Genomic DNA, 19,398 nt, shown 5'->3' with positions numbered 1-19,398 from the left:
CACCCGCCTCAGTCCTCACTCGGCGCCGCGGGCAGCTTCTCCTGGATGAGCGACATCACCGTGGAATCGGTCAGGGTCGTGGTGTCCCCCAAGGCCCTGTTCTCCGCCACATCCCGCAGCAGCCGCCGCATGATCTTGCCGGAACGTGTCTTCGGAAGTTCCGCGACCGGCAGGACCCGCTTGGGCTTGGCGATCGGCCCGAGGGTGCTGCCGACGTGGTTGCGCAGCTCCCCGACGAGGTCCTCGCTCTCCGACGCCGTACCGCGCAGGATGACGAAGGCGACGATGGCCTGGCCGGTGGTCTCGTCGGCGGCGCCGACCACGGCCGCCTCGGCGACCGCCGGGTGCGAGACGAGGGCGGACTCGACCTCGGTGGTGGAGATGTTGTGGCCGGAGACGAGCATGACGTCGTCGACGCGGCCGAGCAGCCAGATGTCGCCGTCGTCGTCCTTCTTCGCCCCGTCGCCCGCGAAGTACTTGCCCTCGAAACGCGACCAGTAGGTGTCGATGAACCGCTGGTCGTCGCCCCAGATGGTGCGCAGCATCGAGGGCCAGGGCTCGGTGACGACGAGATAGCCGCCGCCCCCGTTGGGGACCTCGTTGCCCTCGTCGTCGACGACGGTCGCCGAGATCCCCGGCAGCGGGGTCTGCGCCGAGCCGGGCTTGGCCTCGGTGACGCCCGGCAGCGGGGAGATCATGACGGCGCCGGTCTCGGTCTGCCACCACGTGTCGACGACCGGGACCGCGTCGGCCCCGATGTGCTTGCGGTACCAGATCCACGCCTCGGGGTTGATCGGTTCTCCTACCGAGCCGAGCACACGCAGGCTGGACAGATCGAACTTCGCGGGGATGTCGTCGCCCCACTTCATGAACGTCCGGATCGCCGTGGGAGCGGTGTAGAGAATCGTCACTCCATACTTTTGGACGATCTCCCAGAACCTCCCCTGGTGCGGGGTGTCCGGCGTGCCCTCGTACATGACCTGCGTCGCGCCGTTGGCGAGCGGGCCGTAGACGATGTAGGAGTGCCCGGTGACCCAGCCGACGTCGGCGGTGCACCAGTAGACGTCCGTCTCCGGCTTGAGGTCGAAGACGGCGTTGTGGGTGTACGCCACCTGGGTGAGGTAGCCGCCGGAGGTGTGCAGGATGCCCTTGGGCTTCCCCGTCGTCCCGGAGGTGTAGAGGATGAACAGGGGGTGCTCGGCGCCGAAGGCCTCCGGCGTGTGCTCGGCGGACTGCCGGCCGACGACGTCGTCCCAGCTCAGGTCGGTCTCATCGTTCCAGGCGACCTCCTGGCCGGTGCGGCGCACGACGAGGACGCTGCGCACCCCGCCGGCCTTGGCCACGGCCTCGTCCACGGCGGGCTTGAGCGCCATCGGCTTGCCGCGCCGGTAGCCGCCGTCGGTGGTGACGACGACCTTGGCGTCGGCGTCCTTGATCCGCGTGGACAGCGCGTCGGCGGAGAAGCCGCCGAAGACGACCGAGTGCGCGGCGCCGATCCGGGCGCAGGCCAGCATCGTGATCGCCGTCTCGGGGATCATCGGCATGTAGACGGCGACCCGGTCGCCCTTGCCGACGCCCAGCTCCAGCAGGGCGTTGGCCGCCCTGGAGACCTCGTCCTTCAGCTCGGCGTAGGTGATCGAGCGGCTGTCGCCGGGCTCGCCCTCGAAGTGGATGGCGACCCGGTCGCCGTTGCCCGCCTCGACATGCCGGTCCACGCAGTTGTACGCGACGTTCAGCTCGCCGTCCTCGAACCACTTCGCGAACGGCGGGTTCGACCAGTCCAGCGTGCGCGTCGGCTCCTTGGCCCAGCTCAGCCGGCGCGCCTGCGCGGCCCAGAAGCCGAGCCGGTCAGCCTTGGCCTGCTCGTACGCCTCCGCCGTCACGTTGGCGTGCGCGGCCAGCTGGCTCGGCGGCGCGAAACGGCGCTCCTCCTTGAGGAGGTTGGCCAGGCTTTCGTTGCTCACGACATCTCCCTTTCCCAGGGTGTCCGTTGTGTCCCAGGCCACAGCTCATCAGACCCGAGGAGTGATGACAAGGGTCGGCCGAGCAGTGGTGTAGACCTCTCGGATTCCGCTTTCGGACGGGTCATCCGTACCCACGGTTCCCAGGGAACGGGAGTTCAGGTGGTGTAACCCCTTTCACACTCCGGGGGCCGAGGTTCGAGCGGATCGGGGGCGGGAGTTCGAATTCCCTTACGGCGCCCGGGCGGCGGGGCGCGCGGGAGGGGTGGTTCCGGCCGGGAGGGGAGGCACGATCCCGGCCGGGAACTCGGTCCGCCGTACGCCGTTTCCGGGGCGCGCGCCCCGGTCCTGGTCCACCTCGGTTGACCTGGAGGGGGTGTCAGGTGTCGTGCGTTTACCGGGATTTGACCGGGACGATCATGGTCTGGACCGGCGGGTCAGGCCAGGTCGGCGGCCACGTGGTCGAAGAGCGTGCCGCCCTCGTGCGCCTCGGTGAGCAGATAGGCCCGCGCCTCGCCCACGTGGAAGTACATGCCGTGCAGCTTCAGCGCGCCCGCGGCGAGCGCGCGGGACACCGAGTCATGCGCCCTGAGGTGGTCCAGCTGCTGCACGACGTTGGTCAGGCAGAGCTGCTCCACCGGGTCCGCGGGCGCCCTTCCAGCGAGCCGCGCCCAGGGCCTGCCGCCGTCCGCGAGCCGCGCGAGGCTCGGCCGGCCGTGCCGCAGCCAGCGGCGCAACGGGGTCTGCGCGCCGCCCGGTTCGGAGTTCAGCAGCGCCTGCATCGCCCCGCACCCGGAGTGCCCGCACACCGTGATGGACCGCACCTTCAGCACGTCCACCGCGTACTCGATCGCCGCGGCCACCGAGTCGTCCCCGCTCTCCGCGCCGGGCGGCGGCACGAGATTGCCGACATTGCGTACGACGAACAGGTCCCCCGGCCCGCTGGACGTGATCATCGAGGTCACCAGCCGGGAGTCGGCACAGGTCAGGAACAGCTGGGCAGGCCGCTGCCCTTCCCGCGCCAGCCGGGCGAGCTCACCGCGGACCAGGGGGGCGGTGTCGCGGTGGAAGGTGCGGATGCCGTGGTCGAGTCGGTGGTTGCTGGGGCGGGGGGAGGCGGGCGGGGTGATGGTCGTACCGGGCCGGTCGGTCTCGCGGGGGATGCCGGGCGTGACGGGGCTGCCTGTGCCGGTGTCGGCGGTGCTGTGGGCGCCGGCCTCGGACCCAGCCGCCTGGACCGCGCTCGCCCCTGCCCGCCGTCCCGCGAAGTCCACCGAACCCCCTTGCGCGGTATGGGTCTTCTGCCAGTCCTGGAGGGACTCGTACGCCGCGTGGTCCATGAAGGAGCCGTCGAGTTCCAGGACGGCGTGGGCGCCCTGGGGGACGAGGTGGAGGGTGCGGCTGAGGCGGGGGACCGCGAGGAACGTCAGCTGGCCTCGGACGTGTACGTGATGGACCCCTTCCTTCTCGGCGTGCGTGATGCGGGTGCGGGTGAGGCGGCGCAGGGCCACGGCGACGGCGACGGCGATCCCGAGGAGGACGCCCTGGAGGACGCCGAGGAACACCACACCGACCGTCGTCACCGTGTAGACCAGCACCTCTCGGTGGCGCGTCACCGTGCGGATGTGGTGCAGCGACACCATCTGGATACCGACGGCCATGACCAGAGCGGCGAGCGAGGCGAGCGGGATCAGCTCCAGTACCGGGACCATCAGCAGCGCGGCGACTACTACGAGAACGCCGTGCAGCATCGTGGAGTTCCGGCTCACGGCACCCGCGTGCACATTCGCCGAACTGCGCACCGCGACCCCGGCGACGGGGAGTCCGCCGAGGGCGCCGGAGACGATGTTGGCGGCGCCCTGGCCGAGGAGTTCACGGTCGAGGTCGGAGCGGCCGACCCGGGGGGCGCTCTTGCCGGTGCCGGTGTCGCCGCGAGCGCTGCTGCCGCCGGTGTTGTCGTCGGCGCCCTTGCCGTCGTTCCCCTTGCCGCCGGTGCCCCCGGCGACGGGCGCCGCCGTCTGCCGGGCGGCGATCATCTTGTCCACCGCGACCGCGCCCAGCAGCGACTGCACGCTGCACACGAGCGTGACGGTGAGGACGGCCGCCGCGATCCCGGGCGCGGAGCCGTCGGGGAGCCCGGCGAGGGCGTGGCTGGACCAGGAGGGCAGCTCCACCTTGGGCAGGGTGAGCCCGGTGAGCGAGACGGCGGCGGTCGCGCCGGTCACGGCGACGAGGGCGGCGGGCACCTTGCGCAGCAGCCGCCCGGCCCGGCCCGGGAGGCGCGGCCAGAGCAGCAGCAGGGTCAGCGTGAGCGCGCTGGCGCCGACGGAGGCCGGGTGCAGCCGCGCCAACTGGGCGGGCAGCGCGCGGAGGTTGTCGAGGACGGCGCTCTGGGGGGTGCCGCCGAGGACGATGTGCAGCTGGGCGACGGCGATGGTGACGCCGATGCCGGCGAGCATGCCGTGGACGACGGCGGGGCTGACGGCGAGGGCGGTGCGCGCGACGTGCAGACAGCCGAGGGCGAGCTGGGTGAGCCCGGCGAGGATCGTGATCGCGCAGGTGGCGCGCCAGCCGTAGCGGTGGATGAGGTCGGCGGTGACGACCGTGAGCCCGGCGGCCGGGCCGCTGACCTGGAGCGGGGAGCCGCCGAGCCGGCCCGCGACGATCCCGCCGACGGCGGCGGCGACGAGTCCGGCCTGGAGGGGCGCGCCGGTGGCGAGGGCGATGCCGAGGGACAGCGGGAGGGCGATCAGGAAGACCGCGATCGAGGCGGACACGTCGGCGCCGGCGATCTTGGGGGCGCGCGGGCGGCGGCGCGGCGGCGGGCGGTGAGAGCGGCGGGCGCTCTCGGCGGAGCCTCCTCCGGAGGGGTCCGGGGAGTGGGGCGGCTCGGTGGTACGAGCGGGGGCGCAGGCGAACATCATGTTCCCGTCTCCTCCGGGGCGGCGCGGTCGCGGAATGGGGCCCGTCCGGTGGGACGGGGCGGGTCGCGGCCGTGGGTCACGGCGTGCAGCGGCGGGTATGAAGCAACGCTAGGTAAACGGATCGTAATCCAGAGTAAAGGTCCGGCATGGATTTTCGTAGCAAAAGGGGTAATAGATCACTCTGTGGAGTGATGTGAGCATTTCATCGGCTTGTCGTACTAATTCCTTCTCGGCCCCGTGCGACCTTGACGGCGCCGTCGGCTCGCCCCGGCGGCGCCGTCAGCGTCGTCCCGAGAGAAGGAAGAAGGTGGGCGGAAGATGGCCGCCACCCAGAGGATCGCCGCGTGTGCCGTGCTCGTCGCGGCCGTCGCCGGCTCGCTCGCCGGCTGCGGAGCCGGTTCCGACGGGGCCAAGGAGGGCGCCGCGGGCCCGCAGAAGGCGGTGAAGCCCGCGGCGCCGGCCCCCCAGAACGCCGTACGCCTGATCGGTGACGGGTCCACCGCCTACACCGGTGCCCAGCCGCATCTGCCCCGGCCCGAGCGGCTCGCGCCGGGCCAGAAGCCCCCGCAGTTCGTCGTCTTCTCCTGGGACGGCGCCGGGGAGGACAACCAGAAGCTGTTCTCGCACTTCCGCGAGGTCTCCAAGGCCAACCACGCGACCATGACGTACTTCCTCAGCGGCGTGTACATGCTGCCCGAGGAGAAACGTGACCTCTACCGTCCCCCGCAGCACTCGCCGGGCCGCTCCGACATCGGCTTCAACGACGAGCAGGGCATCGCCGACACCGTCAAGCAGGTGCGCCTCGCGTGGCTGGAGGGCAACGAGATCGGCACCCACTTCAACGGCCACTTCTGCGGCAAGGACGGCGGCGTCGGCGAGTGGTCGGTCGCCGAGTGGAAGAGCGAGATCTCCCAGGCCAAGCAGTTCGTCAAGACCTGGAAGACCAACACCGGGATGACGAAGTCGGCGCCCCTGCCCTTCGACTACGACAAGGAGCTCATCGGCGCCCGCACCCCTTGCCTGGAGGGCCAGAAGAACTTCATGAAGGCGGGCCGTGAACTGGGCTTCCGCTACGACACCAGCGGCGTCAACGACCAGGTGTGGCCCGGCCGCAAGGAAGGCCTCTGGGACCTCTCCATGCAGCTCGTGCCCTTCCCCGGGCACCGCTACGAGCAGCTGACCATGGACTACAACTTCATGGTCAACCAGTCCGGCACGGCCACCCAGGGCGACCCCGACAAGCACGAGCAGTGGGGCAACGAGATGCGCGACGGCCTCCTCCAGGGCTTCAGCCGCGCCTACGACGGCAACCGCGCACCCCTGATCATCGGCAACCACTTCGAGTCCTGGAACGGCGGCACCTACATGAGGGCCGTCCAGGAGACCGTCGAACGCGTCTGCAACAAGCCCGACGTCCGCTGCGTCTCCTTCCGCCAGCTGGCCGACTGGCTGGACGCCCAGGACCCGAAGACCCTGGAGAAGCTGCGCACCCTCAAGGTCGGCGAAGCCCCCAAGGCGGGCTGGACGTCCTTCCTGTCGGCCCACCCGGCCCCCGCCCCCAAGGGCGTCCCGGGCGCCCCGGCGGCCAAGCAGTAGGTCCTTACACGGCTGCGGCGACACCCTCGCCGAGGACGAACCCGGGGTCGACCTGCGCCGCCAGGTCGACCCCGGTGCGCGCGTTGCCCCAGGACTCGGCGTTCTTCTGGTGGAAGTGCACCATCTGCCGCGTGTACCGGGCCCAGTCCCGGCGCTCGTACGAGGCGTCCGCCGCCGCCCGCAGCCTGGCCAGGGCGTCCTGGTTGGCCTCCTCCAGGAAGCCGAACCGGGGCGGGCGGCCCTTCTCCATGGCGCGCACCCAGTCCGAGTGCCCGACCGTCACCAGCAGGTCCTCGCCGACCTCCGCGCGCAGGAAGTCGAGGTCGTCGGGGCCCTGCACCTTGTTGCCCACGACCCTCAGCTCGACGCCGAAGTCACGGGCGTACTCCTTGTACTGCCGGTAGACCGAGACCCCCTTGCGCGTCGGCTCGGCCACCAGGAACGTGATGTCGAAGCGGGTGAACATGCCGGACGCGAAGGAGTCCGAACCTGCCGTCATGTCCACCACGACGTACTCGCCCGGGCCGTCCACGAGATGGTTGAGACACAGCTCCACCGCTCCCGTCTTGGAGTGGTAGCAGGCGACCCCGAGGTCGGCGTCCGTGAACGGGCCCGTGACCATCAAACGAACGGCACCGCCGTCGAGTTCCACCGGCCGGGCGCAGGCGTCGTAGACCGGGTTCTCCTCGCGCACCCGCAGCAGCCGGGAGCCCGTGCCGGGCGGGGTGGTCTTGATCATCGTCTCGGCGGAGCCGATGCGCGGGTTGTCGCCCCGCAGGTAGTCCTTGATCAGCGGGAGCCGCTCACCCATCGCGGGCAGCGCGGCGGCCTCCCCCTCGTCCAGACCGAGCGCGGGCGCCAGGTGCTGGTTGATGTCCGCGTCGATCGCGATCACGGGCGCGCCGACGGCCGCGAGATGGCGGATGAACAGGGAGGAGAGCGTGGTCTTGCCGCTGCCGCCCTTCCCGACGAAAGCAATTTTCATGTTCACGAAGGGTAGTGGCGCACTCCCGGCGCGTCGCGAAGACTACGGAGAAGACCACTCCTTCGTGGGGTGTTCCGCCGAGTGGCTAGTGTCGTACTCATGAGTACGACAGGTGCGACCGCCGATCCGCTCGTGGCCCTGGGTTCGCTGCCCGGGGTGGCCGAGTCCGTGGAGTCCGTGCGCAAGGCCGTGGACCGGGTCTACGGCCACCGGATCATGCGCCGCCGCAGCAACGCGATCACCGGAGAGGCGGCCCTGCGCGGGGCGCGCGGGTCGGCGGCGCTGGCCGGGGCGGACTGGGCCCTGGAGGAGGTGCGCCGGCGCACCGACTTCAGCGCCGACGACGAGGCGCGCGTCATGGGCGCGGCCCTGCGGCTGAGCGCTGAGGCGGGCCAACTGCTGTCCGTGTGGCGGCAGTCCCCGCTGCGGGTGCTGGCCCGGCTGCACCTGGTCGCGGCGGCCGAACAGGGCGCGGCGACCGGACGGCCACGGCAGCCCGGAGAGGCCGTCGAGGAGCCTCTGGTCGAGCTGGAGCTGCCGGGGGCCGACGAGGTCTCCGCGCGGCTCGAGGGGCTCGCTGAGCTGATCGTGGCGGGCGGTTCCGCGCCCGCCCTGGTGACGGCGGCCGTCGTCCACGGGGAGCTTCTCGCGCTGCGCCCCTTCACCTCGCACAACGGGCTCATCGCGCGCGCGGCCGAACGGATCGTCCTGATCGGCAGCGGCCTCGACCCCAAGTCGGTCTGCCCCGCCGAGGTCGGCCACGCCGAACAGGGCCGGGCCGCCTATCTGGCCGCCCTGGAGGGCTACGTCTCCGGCACGCCCGAGGGGATGGCCGCCTGGATCGCCCACTGCGGGCGGGCGGTCGTCCTGGGGGCGCGTGAGTCGACGGCCGTGTGTGAGGCGCTTCAGCGCGGGGCGGCATAAGGGGTGCCCTAAGGGGCAGCTCAAGAGGCGGCCCAAGGGGTGGTGTAAGTCCGATAAAAGGGTTGCGGCGGTACGAAAGTCTCGTACCGCCGCCGGCATGTTCCCCGGGTTACCAAGCGTCCTCGATGTGTTGCCCATCAGGCCGGGATCTTCGCCCGTGACCTGGTGCGGCTGGCCCGTAATCGACGGGTCGACGTCGCGTGGGTGCCCGATTCACATGCGTGGTCCGTGGGGCCAAATGCGTAATGAAGGTGATCCTCTCGGATGTCCTTGGTCTCGCGGGCCGCTGTCTCCTTTGTACTCCCGGACCCGGATGAGCGAAAGTCCTGCCCCTAGTTCTTTACTTTTCGCCTCAAACAGGTGTGATCCGGTCAGGTTCGGTCAGGCGGTCGGGGTGCGCCGCTTGCTGACGTACCAGACGAGCCCGGCCGTCGCCGCCGCCGCGCCCACGGCCGCCGCCGCGACGAGCGCCGGGCGGGGCGGTACGGAGAACGAGGGGATGCGCTGCTTGAGCCGTACCGGGCGGTGGAAGTCGAGAATCGGCCACCCGCGCGCGAGGGCCTCGCGGCGCAGGGCGCGGTCCGGGTTCACCGCGTGCGGGTGGCCGACGGCCTCCAGCATGGGCAGGTCGGTCACTGAGTCGCTGTAGGCGTGGCAGCGCTGGAGGTCGTACCCCTCGGACTCGGCGAGTTCCCTGATGGCCTCCGCCTTCGTCGGGCCGTACGCGTAGTACTCCACCTCGCCCGTGTAGCAGCCGTCGTCGCCGACGACCATGCGGGTCGCCACCACCCGGTCCGCGCCCAGGAGTTCGCCGATCGGCTCGACGACCTCGGCGCCCGAGGTGGAGACGATCACGACGTCGCGGCCGGCCGTGTGGTGCTCCTCGATGAGGGAGGCGGCCTCGTCGTAGATGATCGGGTCGATCAGGTCGTGCAGGGTCTCGGCGACGATCTCCCGCACCTGCTGGACGTTCCAGCCGCGTACGAGGGCGGAGAGGTACTCCCGGGTGCGTTCCATCTGCTCGTGGTCCATACCGCCCACGAGGAACACGAACTGGGCATAGGCGGTCCGCAAGGCGGCTCTTCGGTTGATCAGACCGCCTTGGTAGAAGGACTTGCTGAAGGTGAGAGTGCTCGACTTCGCAATGACCGTCTTGTCCAGGTCGAAGAAGGCGGCTGTGCGGGGCAAGGAGTGCGGCAAGGAGTGGTTTTCCACGTCCCCGAGCATAGGTGCAGCCCATTCGGCGTAAGGTGTGGCGCGTGGGTTTGCCTGAGAGGGCTCTCGGGTACACCATGGAAGTCACGGATCGTTCGCGACCGTGCTAACCCGGCCCGACTCCTCCCCCCCGAGTCAGGCTGTGGGGACGACCCCCGCTCTCCCCCCCGGCGGGGGTCGTCGCATGTCCGGGTGGGTTTTCTCTTCCTTTCACGGCCCTGACGGCCGGACCGAGGCGGCTTCGGCCGCCTCTTTCGCATGTCCGCAGAACGTCACGCTGCGTAGCCGTCGGACTGCTCTGCGGAAGTCGCACAGAAGTCGTCCACGCAGTGGTTCGGGCTCACCGGTTCGGGTGACGGAGTTATCCACAACCACTGATCCGTCCACAGTTTTCGACCAAGATCCCCACGATTTCCGGGTTCGCCGCATCGTGATTCCACCGCGTCCGATCGGGCCGAGTTCGAGACTCGTTCCTTTCCCGGACGCGAACGGCCGGTTTACGCCCGGCCGCCGCAGCGAGGCCGGCGCGGAGATCCGCGCATCGGCTCTCCACACGACCGTAAAGCGCGGGGCCTTGTGTTTCCGCGGCGAAGGGGGATGGAAATCGTGGCTGGATCAGTCACACAGGAACCGCCGCGCTCCGCGGCGGGCGGGCGGCCCGGCAAGCCGCTCATCGTCACCGAGGACATGGACCTGCTGGACGACCTGCTGCGGCTGTGCGCCGCCGCCGGCGCCACACCCGAGGTGCACCCTTCACCGCCCTCGCGCGGCAGGGCCTGGGAGTCCGCGCCGCTCGTCCTGATCGGCGACGACGCCGCGCGGCGGCTGCGCACGGCCGTACGCCGCCGCGGGGTCGTCCTCATCGGGCGTGACCAGGACGACTCGGGGGTGTGGCAGCGGGCCGTCCGGATCGGCGCCGACCACGTCCTGGTGCTGCCCGACGGCGAGCAGTGGCTCGTCGACCGGATCGCCGACGTCGCCGAGGGCGTCGGCAGGCCCGCCCTCACCGTCGGCGTCATCGGCGGCCGGGGCGGGGCCGGGGCCTCCACCCTGGCCTGCGCCCTCGCCGTCACCTCCGCGCGGGAGGGGCTGCGCACCCTCCTCGTGGACGCCGATCCGCTGGGCGGCGGGCTCGACGTCCTGCTCGGCGGGGAGAGCGCCCAGGGCCTGCGCTGGCCCGCGTTCGCCGCCTCGCGCGGGCGGGTCGGCGGCGGGGCCCTGGAGGAGTCGCTGCCCCGGCTGCACGCGCTGCGGGTGCTCAGCTGGGACCGGGGCGACTGTGTCGCGGTCCCGCCGCAGGCCGTGCGCGCGGTGCTCGCCGCCGCCCGGCGCCGGGGCGGCACCGTCGTCGTCGACCTGCCCCGCCGCATCGACGACGGGGTCGCCGAGGTCCTCGCCCAGCTCGACCTCGGCCTCCTCGTCGTCCCCGCCGAACTGCGCGCCGTCGCCGCCTCCGGGCGGGTCGCGTCCTCGATGAGCATGGTCCTGAAGGACCTGCGCGTCGCGGTGCGCGGACCGTACGCCCCCGGCCTCGACGAACGCGAGATCGCGCGGCTGCTGCGGCTTCCACTGGCCGGGGAGGTGCCGTCGGAGCCGTCCCTGCTGCGGCCGGCCGGCGGCGGGAAACCGCCGGGGGCGACGGCGAGGGCGCCGCTGGCGCGGTTCTGCGCGGAGTTCTGGGAGCGGGCGCTGATCGAGAGGGGCGGGGTGTGAGGGGGCGGGGCCTTGCGGGGCCGGGGTTCGGGCGGCGGTTCGTGGACGAGGGCGAGAGGGGCGGGGTGTGAGTACGTTCTCCGGGCTGGAGCGGGGCGGGGCCGAGTTGCTGGACGGGGTGCGGCGGTGGCTCGCGGAGAGCGGGGCCGAGCCGACGCCCGCGCGGGTGGCCCAGGCACTGCGGGAACAGGGGCGGGTGCTCGGCGACGCGGAGGTCCTCGCGGCGGCGGCGCGGCTGCGGTCCGAACTGGTCGGCAGCGGGCCCCTGGAGCCCCTGCTCGCCGACCCCTCGGTGACCGACGTGCTGGTCTCCGCCCCCGACCAGGTGTGGGTGGACCGAGGCGGCGGCCTGGAGCGCACGTCCGTGTCCTTCCCGGACGCGGCGGCCGTACGACGGCTCGCGCAGCGGCTGGCGGCGGTCGCCGGACGGCGCCTGGACGACGCCCGCCCCTGGGCGGACGCCCGCCTCCCGGACGGGACCCGGCTGCACGCGGTCCTGCCCCCGGTGGCCGTCGGCTGCACCTGCCTGGCGCTGCGCGTCGTACGGCCGCGCGCCTTCACCCTCGACGAGCTGACGGCGGCGGGGACGGTGCCGCCGGGCGGGGACCGGGTGCTGCGCGCCCTGATGCGGGCGCGGCTCTCCTTCGTCGTCAGCGGCGGCACCGGCTGTGGCAAGACGACGCTGCTGAGCGCGCTGCTGGGACTGGTCGGGCCGGGGGAGCGGATCGTGCTCGCCGAGGACTCGGCGGAGCTGCGGCCGGACCATCCGCACGTCGTACGGCTGGAGACCAGGCCGGCGAACCAAGAGGGCGCGGGGCTGGTGACGTTGGAGGACCTGGTGCGGCAGGCGCTGCGGATGCGGCCCGACCGGCTGGTCGTCGGGGAGGTGCGGGGGCCGGAGGTGGTGCATCTGCTGGCCGCTCTCAATACAGGCCATGAAGGAGGCTGCGGGACGGTCCATGCCAATGCCGCCGCCGGGGTGCCCGCGCGGCTGGAGGCGCTCGGGACGGCGGCCGGGCTCGACCGGGCCGCGCTGCACAGCCAGTTGGCGGCGGCGTTGTCGGTCGTGCTGCATCTGGTGCGTGATCGCGGCGGGCGGCGGCGGATCGCCGAGGTGCATGTGCTGGAGCGGGACGGGTCGGGGCTGGTGCGGACCGTGCCGGCGTTGCGGTGGGGGGAGCGGGGGTTCGTGCGGGAGGTCGGGTGGGGGCGGTTGGGGGAGTTGCTGGGGGACGAGGGGGAGGCCGGGGGTGAGGTCCGGGACCGGGTCGGAGGGGGGACCGGAGGCGAGGCGTGGGGTCGGGGTGGCGGCGGGAGCGGGGGCGCGGCGATGGGAACGGTGGGGGACGGGTGGTGATGGTGATGGCCTGGGGGAGTTCGGGGCAGGAGATGACGACCGGGGTGGCCGCTTTGTACGCCGGGGCGTTGATCTGGACGTTCGGGGAGCGGCGGCAAGGGGTGCGGCGGGCGCGGCTGTTGCTGGCGGGCGGCGGGGACGTCGGGGGCGGGGCGGTGGACCGGTGGGACGTCGGGCGTGAGGTGCGGCGGCTGCGGGGGAGGTGGCGGCCGGAGTGGTGGGCGCCGGTGGCCGGGCTCGCCGTCGGTCTGGTGGGGGCCTCGCTTCTGCCGGTCCTCGTGGGGGTGGCCGGGGTGCCGCTGCTGCGGCGGGTGCGGGTGGCGGCCGAGGAGCGGCGGGCCCGGGAGCGGCGCGCCGACGCGGTGATCGGGCTGTGCGGGGTGCTCGCCGGGGAGGTGCGGGCGGGGCGGCAGCCCGGGGAGGCCCTGTTGCGGGCGGCCCGGGAGTCGGAGGGGCTCGACGGTGCCCAGGCAGCCGTGCTGGCGGCGGCCCGGTTCGGCGGGGACGTGCCCGGCGCGCTCACGGTCGCGGCCCGGCGGCCGGGTGCCGAGGGGCTGCTGGGGCTCGCCGCCTGCTGGCGGGTGGCCGTCGACCAGGGGGCCGGCCTCGCGGCCGGACTCGACCGGCTGGAGGGGGCGTTGCGTGCCGAGCGGGATCAACGGGCGGATCTGCGGGCGCAGTTGGCGGGGCCTCGGGCGACCGCCGTGATGCTGGCCGCGCTGCCGGTCCTCGGGCTCGCCCTGGGGACGGCGCTTGGGGCCGATCCGCTGCGGGTGCTGCTGCACAGCTTGCCGGGGGTGGGGTGTCTGGTGCTGGGCGGGGTGCTGGAGGGGGTGGGGGTGTGGTGGGTGACGCGGATCGTGCGGGGGGCGGAGGGGGTGTGAGGGGAGGTGGGCTCGCATCGGGGCATCGGGTGGCAGGCGGCTCGCGGCTCGCGGTGGGCGGCGGACAGTGGGCGGCTCGCGGAGGCGGCAAGTGACGGGCGGCTTGCGGCAAGCGGCGGGAGAAGGCGGGGCGCTGCGGAAATGGGGGTGCGGCGAGGGCGCGCGGCAAGGAGAAGGAGCGCGGCGAAGAGGCGCGGAGAAAGAGTGAGGCGAATGGGAACTATCGGGATTTATCGGGCGTTTCGAGAGTGTGGAGGGGAGACGGGATGGGCGGGGAAGTAGTGCACAGGCTGGGGGCGGTCGCGGGGATCGCGCTGGTGCTGGGGCTGTCGGTGAGCTGGGTGCGGAAGGCGCGGCGCGAGCGGCGGGACCGGCAACGGCTGGCTCGGCTGCTGGAGTTGACCGCGCTCGCGGAGGAGTCGGCTTCGCGTACGAGGGTGTGGGAGCCGGTCCGCAGGCGGTTGCCGGAGGTGGCGGTGGCCGTCACCGGGTGGGTGTTGGTCGGTGGGGGAGCGGGGGCTCTGCTGGGGGTGTTGGCCGGGGTGGGGCTGTGGCGGTGGCGGTGGGCGAAGGGGCGGGTGCCGGAGAGGGCCGCCGACGAGGCCGAGGCGGTGCGGCAACTGCCGCTGGCGGCCGATCTGCTGGCCGCGTGCGTGGCGGCCGGGGCCGGTCCGGTGATCGCGGCCCAGGCCGTCGGGGAGGCCTTGGGCGGGCCCGTCGGGGAGGCGCTCGCGCGGGGTGCCGCCGAGGTGCGGCTGGGCGGTGAACCGGCCGCCGCCTGGCGGAGGTTGGCCCAGATGCCGGGTGCGGGGGCGTTGGCCCGGCTGCTGGAGCGGGCCGATGTGTCCGGGTTGCCCGCCGCCGATCCGGTGGCCCGGCTCGCCTCCGACGCCCGCGCCGACCGGGGCCGTACGGCGACCGCCCGGGCTCGGCGGGCCGCTGTCCTCGTCACCGCTCCGGTGGGGCTGTGTTTTCTGCCCGCGTTCGTGGTGGTGGGGATCGTGCCGGTCGTGATCGGGCTGGCGGGAGGGGCGTTGGGCGGGGCGCTGGGAGGGGGTGGGTGAAGGGGCGGGGTTTTGAGGAGGGGTGACGACTGATGACCAAGAGCACAGGAACAACGGGATCTGATTTCGCGGGGGTTGAGATGCGCAAAGCGGTACGGGCTCGGATGCGGGCGATGGTGTGCAGGGTGCGGGCGATGAGCAAGGGCGATGCCGGGATGGTGACCAGTGAGTACGCGGTCGGGATCCTCGTCGCGGTCGGGCTCGCGATGGCGTTCTACAAGGTGGTGACCGGTGAGTGGATCGGCGAACAGTTGCAGGCGATCGTGAAGCGGGCGCTCAGTGTCCGGGTCTGAGCGGGGTGGGGACCGGGGGGCGGTGACGGCCGAGGCGGCTGTGGTGCTGCCGGTGCTGGTGGCGTTCGCGATGGTGCTGGTCGGGGGGCTGCTCGTGGTCCTAGCCCAGATCCGCTGCGTCGATGCCGCCGGCGTCGGCGCCCGCTCGGCGGCTCGGCAGGATCCTGCGGAGGCTGTCGTCCGGGTGGTCCGGGAGGTGGCTCCGCGCGATGCCCAGGTGACTGTCGCTCACGAGGGGGAGCAGGTCCGGGTGACGGTCGTGGCGAGGCCCGCCGGGCTGGGGGCGGTGCCGTTCGAGGTGCGCGGGGAGGCCGTGGGGTTGGTCGAGGGTGGGGAGGGGGCGGAGTGAGGGGGGTGCGCTGGGGCGGTGGCCGGGTGCGGGGGGTTTCCCTGGGGTGCTCTCGGGACGCCCCGGGGTCCACCGAGGCTGCCCCGGGGGCTTCCCTGGGATGGTTTCGGCATCGGCTCGGGGTGTTTTCAGGGGCGTCGAGTGGGCGGGGTGGGGAGCGCTGTGGGCTGAGGGATAGGGATGCTGTGCTGCGGGGCGGGGAGTGGTGTGGGCCGGGGGGTGCTGTGCTGCGGGGCGGGGAACCCTGCGGGCCGGGGGATGTCGTGCGGCGTTGGGGTTCTGGCGGGAGCCCTCGTCGGCGGGGCCGCGTGTTCTGTGTACCGGCGGGCGCCGTGAACCGGCGTCTCCTGGACCGGCGCCCGCTGTCGGATGACCAAGGTTTCGCCCGCGTATGCCCGCCGTCGGGTGACCAAGGCTCCGCCAGCGTATGGAGTGTCGGTGCCATCGCCGTGCTGTGTGTGGTGTTCGGGCTCGTGCTCTCCCTCGGGCACGCGGTCGTGGTCCGGCATCGGGCCGCTGTCGGGGCCGACTTGGCCGCGCTGGCAGTGGCCGGGCGCTGGGCGGCGGGGCCCGAGGAGGCTTGCGCGCGGGCCGACGCCGTGACCCGGGCTCAGGGGACCCGGCTCGTGCGGTGCGTGTTGGTGGGGCAGGTCTCTGATGTGTCGGTGGCCTCGGGGGAGGGACCCTTCGTCGCGGAGGTCCGGGCCCGGGCGGGTCCGCCGGCGTCGGCGCGGCCGGTTGTGCCGCTGCCGACGGGTGCGCCGACCGCCCTGTCGGGGGCCGAACGATGGACAGGCCGGCCGGTTGTGCCGTCACCCATGGGTGCGCCGACCGCCTTGTCGGGGGCCGAGCGATGGACAGGCCGGCCGGTTGTGCCGTCACCCATGGGTGCGCCGACCGTCTTGTCGGGGGCCGAGCGATGAACGGGCCGGCCGGTTGTGCCGCCGCCGACGAGCACGCCGACCGCCCTGTCGGGGGCCGAACGATGAACGGTCCGGCCAGTCGTGCCGCCGTCTACGGGGACGCCGACCACCCTGTCGGAGGCCGAGCAATGAATGGACCGACCGATTCACGGGCACCTCGAACCACCGGCACCTGGACCCGCCTCCGCCAGCCCCTGACGGCTTCCGCCCCCGCCCGAGCCCTCCGCCGAGCCCTCCGCCGAGCCCTGGCGGCTTCAGCCCCAGCCCTCCGCCGGACCCTCGCACGCCTCGCCGCGCCCGCGACCTCCCTGCACACCCTCACCTCAGCGGCAGACTCCTCGCCCACCCTCACCCCGGCCGCCGGCTCCCCGAACACTCTTCCCTCCGGCGCCCGCTCCCCGCGCCCCTTCGCCCCAACCAGCCACTCCCCGCGCCCCCTTGCCTCCGGCACCCATCCCCCGCTCCCCTTCGCCCCGAGCCCCCTTGACTCCGGCACCCACCCCCCGCACGCCCTAACCCCGGCCGCCAACTCCCCGTGCCCTCTTGACTCCGGCGCTTGCTCCCCGCTCCCTCTCGCCCCAGCCGCCGACTCCCCGAACACCCTTGACTCCGGCGCCCACTTCCCGTTCCTTCCCGCCCCAGCCCCCGCCTCCCCGCTCCCCCTCACCCCAACCCCCGCCTACCCTCCCCGCCTACCCCCCTCCCGGCACCCCCCGAAGCAACTCCCCCAACACCCGCACAGCCCCCCGCTTATGCAACGGCTCGTTCCCGTTGCCGCACTTGGGGGACTGGATGCAGGAAGGGCAGCCCGTCTCGCAGGGGCAGGAGTTGATGGCCTCCTGGGTTGCTCTCAGCCAGCTCGGGGCCGTGTGGAAGGCGCGTTCCGCGAAGCCGGCGCCGCCGGGGTGGCCGTCGTAGACGAAGACCGTGGGGAGGGCGGTGTCGGGGTGCAGGGGGACGGAGACGCCGCCGATGTCCCAGCGGTCGCAGGTCGCGAAGAGGGGGAGCATGCCGATGGAGGCGTGTTCGGCGGCGTGCAGGGCGCCGCCGAGGAACTCGGGGTTGATGCGGGCGGCGTCCAGCTGGGACTCCGTCAGGGTCCACCACACCGCGCGGGTACGGAGCTTGCGCGGCGGCAGGTCGAGCTTGGTCTCACCGAGGACCTCCCCGGTCAGCACCCGGCGGCGCAGGAAGGAGACGACCTGGTTGGTGACCTCGACCGAGCCGTAGCACAACCGCCCCTCGCCCCAGGGGACTTCGGTGTCCGTCTCCAGGATGGAGATGGCCGTCGTGTCGCGGGCCACCGTCGAGTACGGCGGGTTCGCTTCCTCCACGAGGGCCGTGGAGTCCTCCAGGTCCAGCGCGCGGACCAGGTAGGTGCGGCCCTGATGGAGGTGGACGGCGCCCTCGTGGACGGCCGTGTGGGCGGAACCGGCGTCGACCGTGCCGAGCAGCCGGCCCGTGCCGGTCTCCACGATCTGCACCGGCTGCCCGCCCTCCCCGCGCAGATCCGCGAGGTCGGCGGCCCGCTCCCGCCGCGTCCAGTGCCACGCCCGCGTCCGCCGGCGCAGCAGCTGCGCCGCCTCCAACTGGGGGAGGAGCTGCGGCACCGAGGGGCCGAACAGGGCGAAGTCCTCCTCGGTCAGCGGCAGTTCCGCCGCCGCCGCGCACAAGTGGGGCGCGAGGACGTACGGGTTGTCGGGGTCGAGGACCGTCGACTCGACCGGCTGGTCGAAGAGGGCCTCGGGGTGGTGGACGAGGAACGTGTCCAGCGGATCGTCCCTGGCGACCATGATCGCCAGCGCCCCCTCGCCGCCCCGCCCCGCGCGCCCCGCCTGCTGCCACAGCGACGCGCGGGTGCCCGGGTACCCGGCGATCAGGACGGCGTCCAGGCCCGAGACGTCCACGCCCAGCTCCAGGGCCGTCGTCGCCGCGAGCCCCAGCAGCTCGCCGGAGTGCAGCGCCTGCTCCAGCGCCCGCCGCTCCTCGGGCAGATAGCCGCCCCGGTAGGCCGCGACCCGCCGGGCCAGCGAGCGGTCGACCTCCGCCAGCCGCTCCTGCGCGATCACGGAGATCAGCTCGGCCCCGCGCCGCGAGCGCACGAAGGCGACCGTGCGCACCCCCTGGACGGCGAGGTCGGTCAGCAGATCGGCGGTCTCCGCTATCGCCGTGCGCCGCACCGGGGCGCCCTTCTCGCCGCGCAGCTCCGTCAGCGGCGGCTCCCACAGGGCGAACACCAGCTCCCCGCGCGGGGAGGCGTCGTCGGCGACCTCGACGACCGGCAGGCCCGTCAGGCGGCCGGCGGCCAGCGCGGGTTCGGCGGCCGTCGCGGACGCCAGGAGGAACACCGGGTCGGAGCCGTAGCGGGCGCACAACCGCCGCAGCCGGCGCAGGACTTGCGCGACATGGGAGCCGAACACGCCCCGGTAGGTGTGACATTCGTCTACCACGACGTACTTCAGGGACTTCAGGAAGGAGGACCAGCGGGGGTGCGACGGCAGGATGCCCCGGTGCAGCATGTCCGGGTTGGTCAGCACATAAGTGCCGTACTGGCGGATCCACTCGCGTTCCTCGACCGGGGTGTCCCCGTCGTAGGCCGCGGGACGCACCGCGGGGCGCAGCGGTTGTGAAAGTTCCTTCACCGAACGCAGCTGGTCGGCCGCGAGCGCCTTCGTCGGGGCGAGGTAGAGGGCGGTCGCGCCGCGCCCGTTGGGGGCCTCGGAGCCGTCCAGGAGCGCGGAGAGGACCGGTACGAGATAGGCCAGGGACTTGCCTGACGCCGTGCCCGTGGCGACGACCACCGAGTCGCCGTCCAGGGCGTGCTCGGCGGCCAGTGCCTGGTGCGCCCAGGGGTGCTGGATGCCGTACGCCTGCACGGCCGCGACCACCTCCGCGCGGATTCGGTCAGGCCAGACGGCATGACGGCCCGCCCTGGGGGGCAAGTGCTCCGTATGGGTGATGCGCGCGGACCGGCTCGGCCCGGCGGCGAGCTGGTCCAGGGTCGCCTTCGGGGCGTTCGCCGGCGGGAGTCGGTCGGAGCGCAGATTCTTGGCCATCGGCACCGAGTGTGTCACCGGCGTGACGGACAATGGGCCGAAGGCGTCGTGCACGCCCGCCGGTAAGTGATTGAATGCCATCGCGGCCGGCGAACCGTCCAGGGGCTCCTGCCGAGGTGTCCCATAGGGCGACCGCTCGATAGCAAGGTGCTGG

At 73.0% G+C, this 19,398-nt stretch carries 13 protein-coding genes and 1 pseudogene; 9 read left to right on the top strand and 5 right to left on the bottom strand.

The genetic code is table 11. The annotated features are described in order from the left end of the window. Nucleotides 1-8: 8 nt before the first annotated feature. Both acs and ACYUD3_RS05290 read right to left on the bottom strand, forming a co-directional pair. On the bottom strand, nt 9-1,964 hold the full coding sequence (acs, locus tag ACYUD3_RS05295; protein WP_470964382.1) for an acetate--CoA ligase: 1,956 nt from the start codon (nt 1,962-1,964) through the stop codon (nt 9-11). A 434-nt stretch (nt 1,965-2,398) separates the two neighbouring features. Further along, nucleotides 2,399-4,882, bottom strand: a complete 2,484-nt coding sequence (locus ACYUD3_RS05290) for a SulP family inorganic anion transporter (RefSeq protein WP_470966019.1) — start codon at nt 4,880-4,882, stop codon at nt 2,399-2,401. Nucleotides 4,883-5,203: 321 nt separating this feature from the next. Between ACYUD3_RS05290 and ACYUD3_RS05285 the strand changes: the two genes are divergently transcribed. Beyond that, entirely contained in the window at nt 5,204-6,481 is a 1,278-nt protein-coding gene (locus ACYUD3_RS05285) for a polysaccharide deacetylase family protein (RefSeq protein WP_470964378.1), read from the top strand. Nucleotides 6,482-6,485: 4 nt separating this feature from the next. Here the strand turns inward: ACYUD3_RS05285 and ACYUD3_RS05280 are convergent, their stop codons facing one another. Next, a complete protein-coding gene (locus tag ACYUD3_RS05280) occupies nt 6,486-7,466 on the bottom strand; it encodes an ATP-binding protein (RefSeq protein ID WP_470964375.1) in 981 nt (326 codons plus the stop codon). A 99-nt stretch (nt 7,467-7,565) separates the two neighbouring features. Between ACYUD3_RS05280 and ACYUD3_RS05275 the strand changes: the two genes are divergently transcribed. Beyond that, nucleotides 7,566-8,390, top strand: coding sequence for a Fic family protein (locus tag ACYUD3_RS05275; protein WP_470964372.1), 825 nt, complete (start codon nt 7,566-7,568; stop codon nt 8,388-8,390). A gap of 381 nt (nt 8,391-8,771) precedes the next feature. Here the strand turns inward: ACYUD3_RS05275 and ACYUD3_RS05270 are convergent, their stop codons facing one another. After that, nucleotides 8,772-9,617: an HAD family hydrolase gene (locus tag ACYUD3_RS05270; protein WP_470964369.1), complete on the bottom strand. Its 846-nt coding sequence runs from the start codon at nt 9,615-9,617 to the stop codon at nt 8,772-8,774. A 585-nt stretch (nt 9,618-10,202) separates the two neighbouring features. On the opposite strand from ACYUD3_RS05270, the gene ssd reads away from it, so the two are divergent. The 7 genes and pseudogenes from ssd to ACYUD3_RS05235 form a co-directional block, all read left to right on the top strand. After that, nucleotides 10,203-11,318 carry a septum site-determining protein Ssd gene (ssd, locus tag ACYUD3_RS05265; RefSeq protein WP_470964366.1) on the top strand — a complete coding sequence of 372 codons (1,116 nt, stop codon included), beginning with the start codon at nt 10,203-10,205 and terminating at the stop codon, nt 11,316-11,318. Between the two features lie 67 nt (nt 11,319-11,385). Next, nucleotides 11,386-12,675, top strand: a complete 1,290-nt coding sequence (locus ACYUD3_RS05260; RefSeq protein WP_470964363.1) for a TadA family conjugal transfer-associated ATPase — start codon at nt 11,386-11,388, stop codon at nt 12,673-12,675. Next, nucleotides 12,675-13,559, top strand: a complete 885-nt coding sequence (locus ACYUD3_RS05255) for a type II secretion system F family protein (protein WP_470964360.1) — start codon at nt 12,675-12,677, stop codon at nt 13,557-13,559. Before ACYUD3_RS05260 ends, ACYUD3_RS05255 begins: the two co-directional genes overlap by 1 nt. A gap of 266 nt (nt 13,560-13,825) precedes the next feature. After that, the gene (locus ACYUD3_RS05250) at nt 13,826-14,623 is read left to right on the top strand and encodes a type II secretion system F family protein (RefSeq protein WP_470964357.1); all 798 of its coding nucleotides are present in this window, start codon (nt 13,826-13,828) and stop codon (nt 14,621-14,623) included. A gap of 134 nt (nt 14,624-14,757) precedes the next feature. Next, nucleotides 14,758-14,916 carry a DUF4244 domain-containing protein gene (locus ACYUD3_RS05245; protein ID WP_470964354.1) on the top strand — a complete coding sequence of 53 codons (159 nt, stop codon included), beginning with the start codon at nt 14,758-14,760 and terminating at the stop codon, nt 14,914-14,916. Further along, complete coding sequence (locus ACYUD3_RS05240; protein ID WP_470964351.1) at nt 14,903-15,265, top strand: TadE family type IV pilus minor pilin; 363 nt, start codon at nt 14,903-14,905, stop codon at nt 15,263-15,265. The genes ACYUD3_RS05245 and ACYUD3_RS05240 overlap by 14 nt, the downstream gene beginning before the upstream one ends. A 362-nt stretch (nt 15,266-15,627) precedes the next feature. After that, nucleotides 15,628-16,017: pseudogene (locus tag ACYUD3_RS05235) on the top strand (Rv3654c family TadE-like protein); the annotation flags it as partial. Nucleotides 16,018-16,880: 863 nt separating this feature from the next. Here ACYUD3_RS05235 and ACYUD3_RS05230 read toward each other — a convergent pair. Further along, on the bottom strand, nt 16,881-19,325 hold the full coding sequence (locus tag ACYUD3_RS05230) for a DEAD/DEAH box helicase (protein ID WP_470964348.1): 2,445 nt from the start codon (nt 19,323-19,325) through the stop codon (nt 16,881-16,883). Between the last annotated feature and the right edge of the window lie 73 nt (nt 19,326-19,398).

The sequence above is a fragment of the Streptomyces sp. AMJ-169 genome, assembly GCF_055597585.1.
Note: the sequence above shows the minus strand (reverse complement) of the source record. Positions and strands in the feature narration are given on the sequence as shown.

Coding starts and splice junctions, on each gene's coding strand:
- ACYUD3_RS05280 (WP_470964375.1), bottom strand. CDS start 7,466: ATGAAAATTGCTTTCGTCGGGAAGGGCGGCAGCGGCAAGACCACGCTC.
- ACYUD3_RS05255 (WP_470964360.1), top strand. CDS start 12,675: ATGGTGATGGCCTGGGGGAGTTCGGGGCAGGAGATGACGACCGGGGTG.
- ACYUD3_RS05290 (WP_470966019.1), bottom strand. CDS start 4,882: ATGTTCGCCTGCGCCCCCGCTCGTACCACCGAGCCGCCCCACTCCCCG.
- ACYUD3_RS05250 (WP_470964357.1), top strand. CDS start 13,826: ATGGGCGGGGAAGTAGTGCACAGGCTGGGGGCGGTCGCGGGGATCGCG.
- ssd (WP_470964366.1), top strand. CDS start 10,203: ATGGAAATCGTGGCTGGATCAGTCACACAGGAACCGCCGCGCTCCGCG.
- ACYUD3_RS05230 (WP_470964348.1), bottom strand. CDS start 19,325: ATGGCATTCAATCACTTACCGGCGGGCGTGCACGACGCCTTCGGCCCA.
- ACYUD3_RS05285 (WP_470964378.1), top strand. CDS start 5,204: ATGGCCGCCACCCAGAGGATCGCCGCGTGTGCCGTGCTCGTCGCGGCC.
- ACYUD3_RS05270 (WP_470964369.1), bottom strand. CDS start 9,617: ATGCTCGGGGACGTGGAAAACCACTCCTTGCCGCACTCCTTGCCCCGC.
- ACYUD3_RS05245 (WP_470964354.1), top strand. CDS start 14,758: ATGAGCAAGGGCGATGCCGGGATGGTGACCAGTGAGTACGCGGTCGGG.
- ACYUD3_RS05275 (WP_470964372.1), top strand. CDS start 7,566: ATGAGTACGACAGGTGCGACCGCCGATCCGCTCGTGGCCCTGGGTTCG.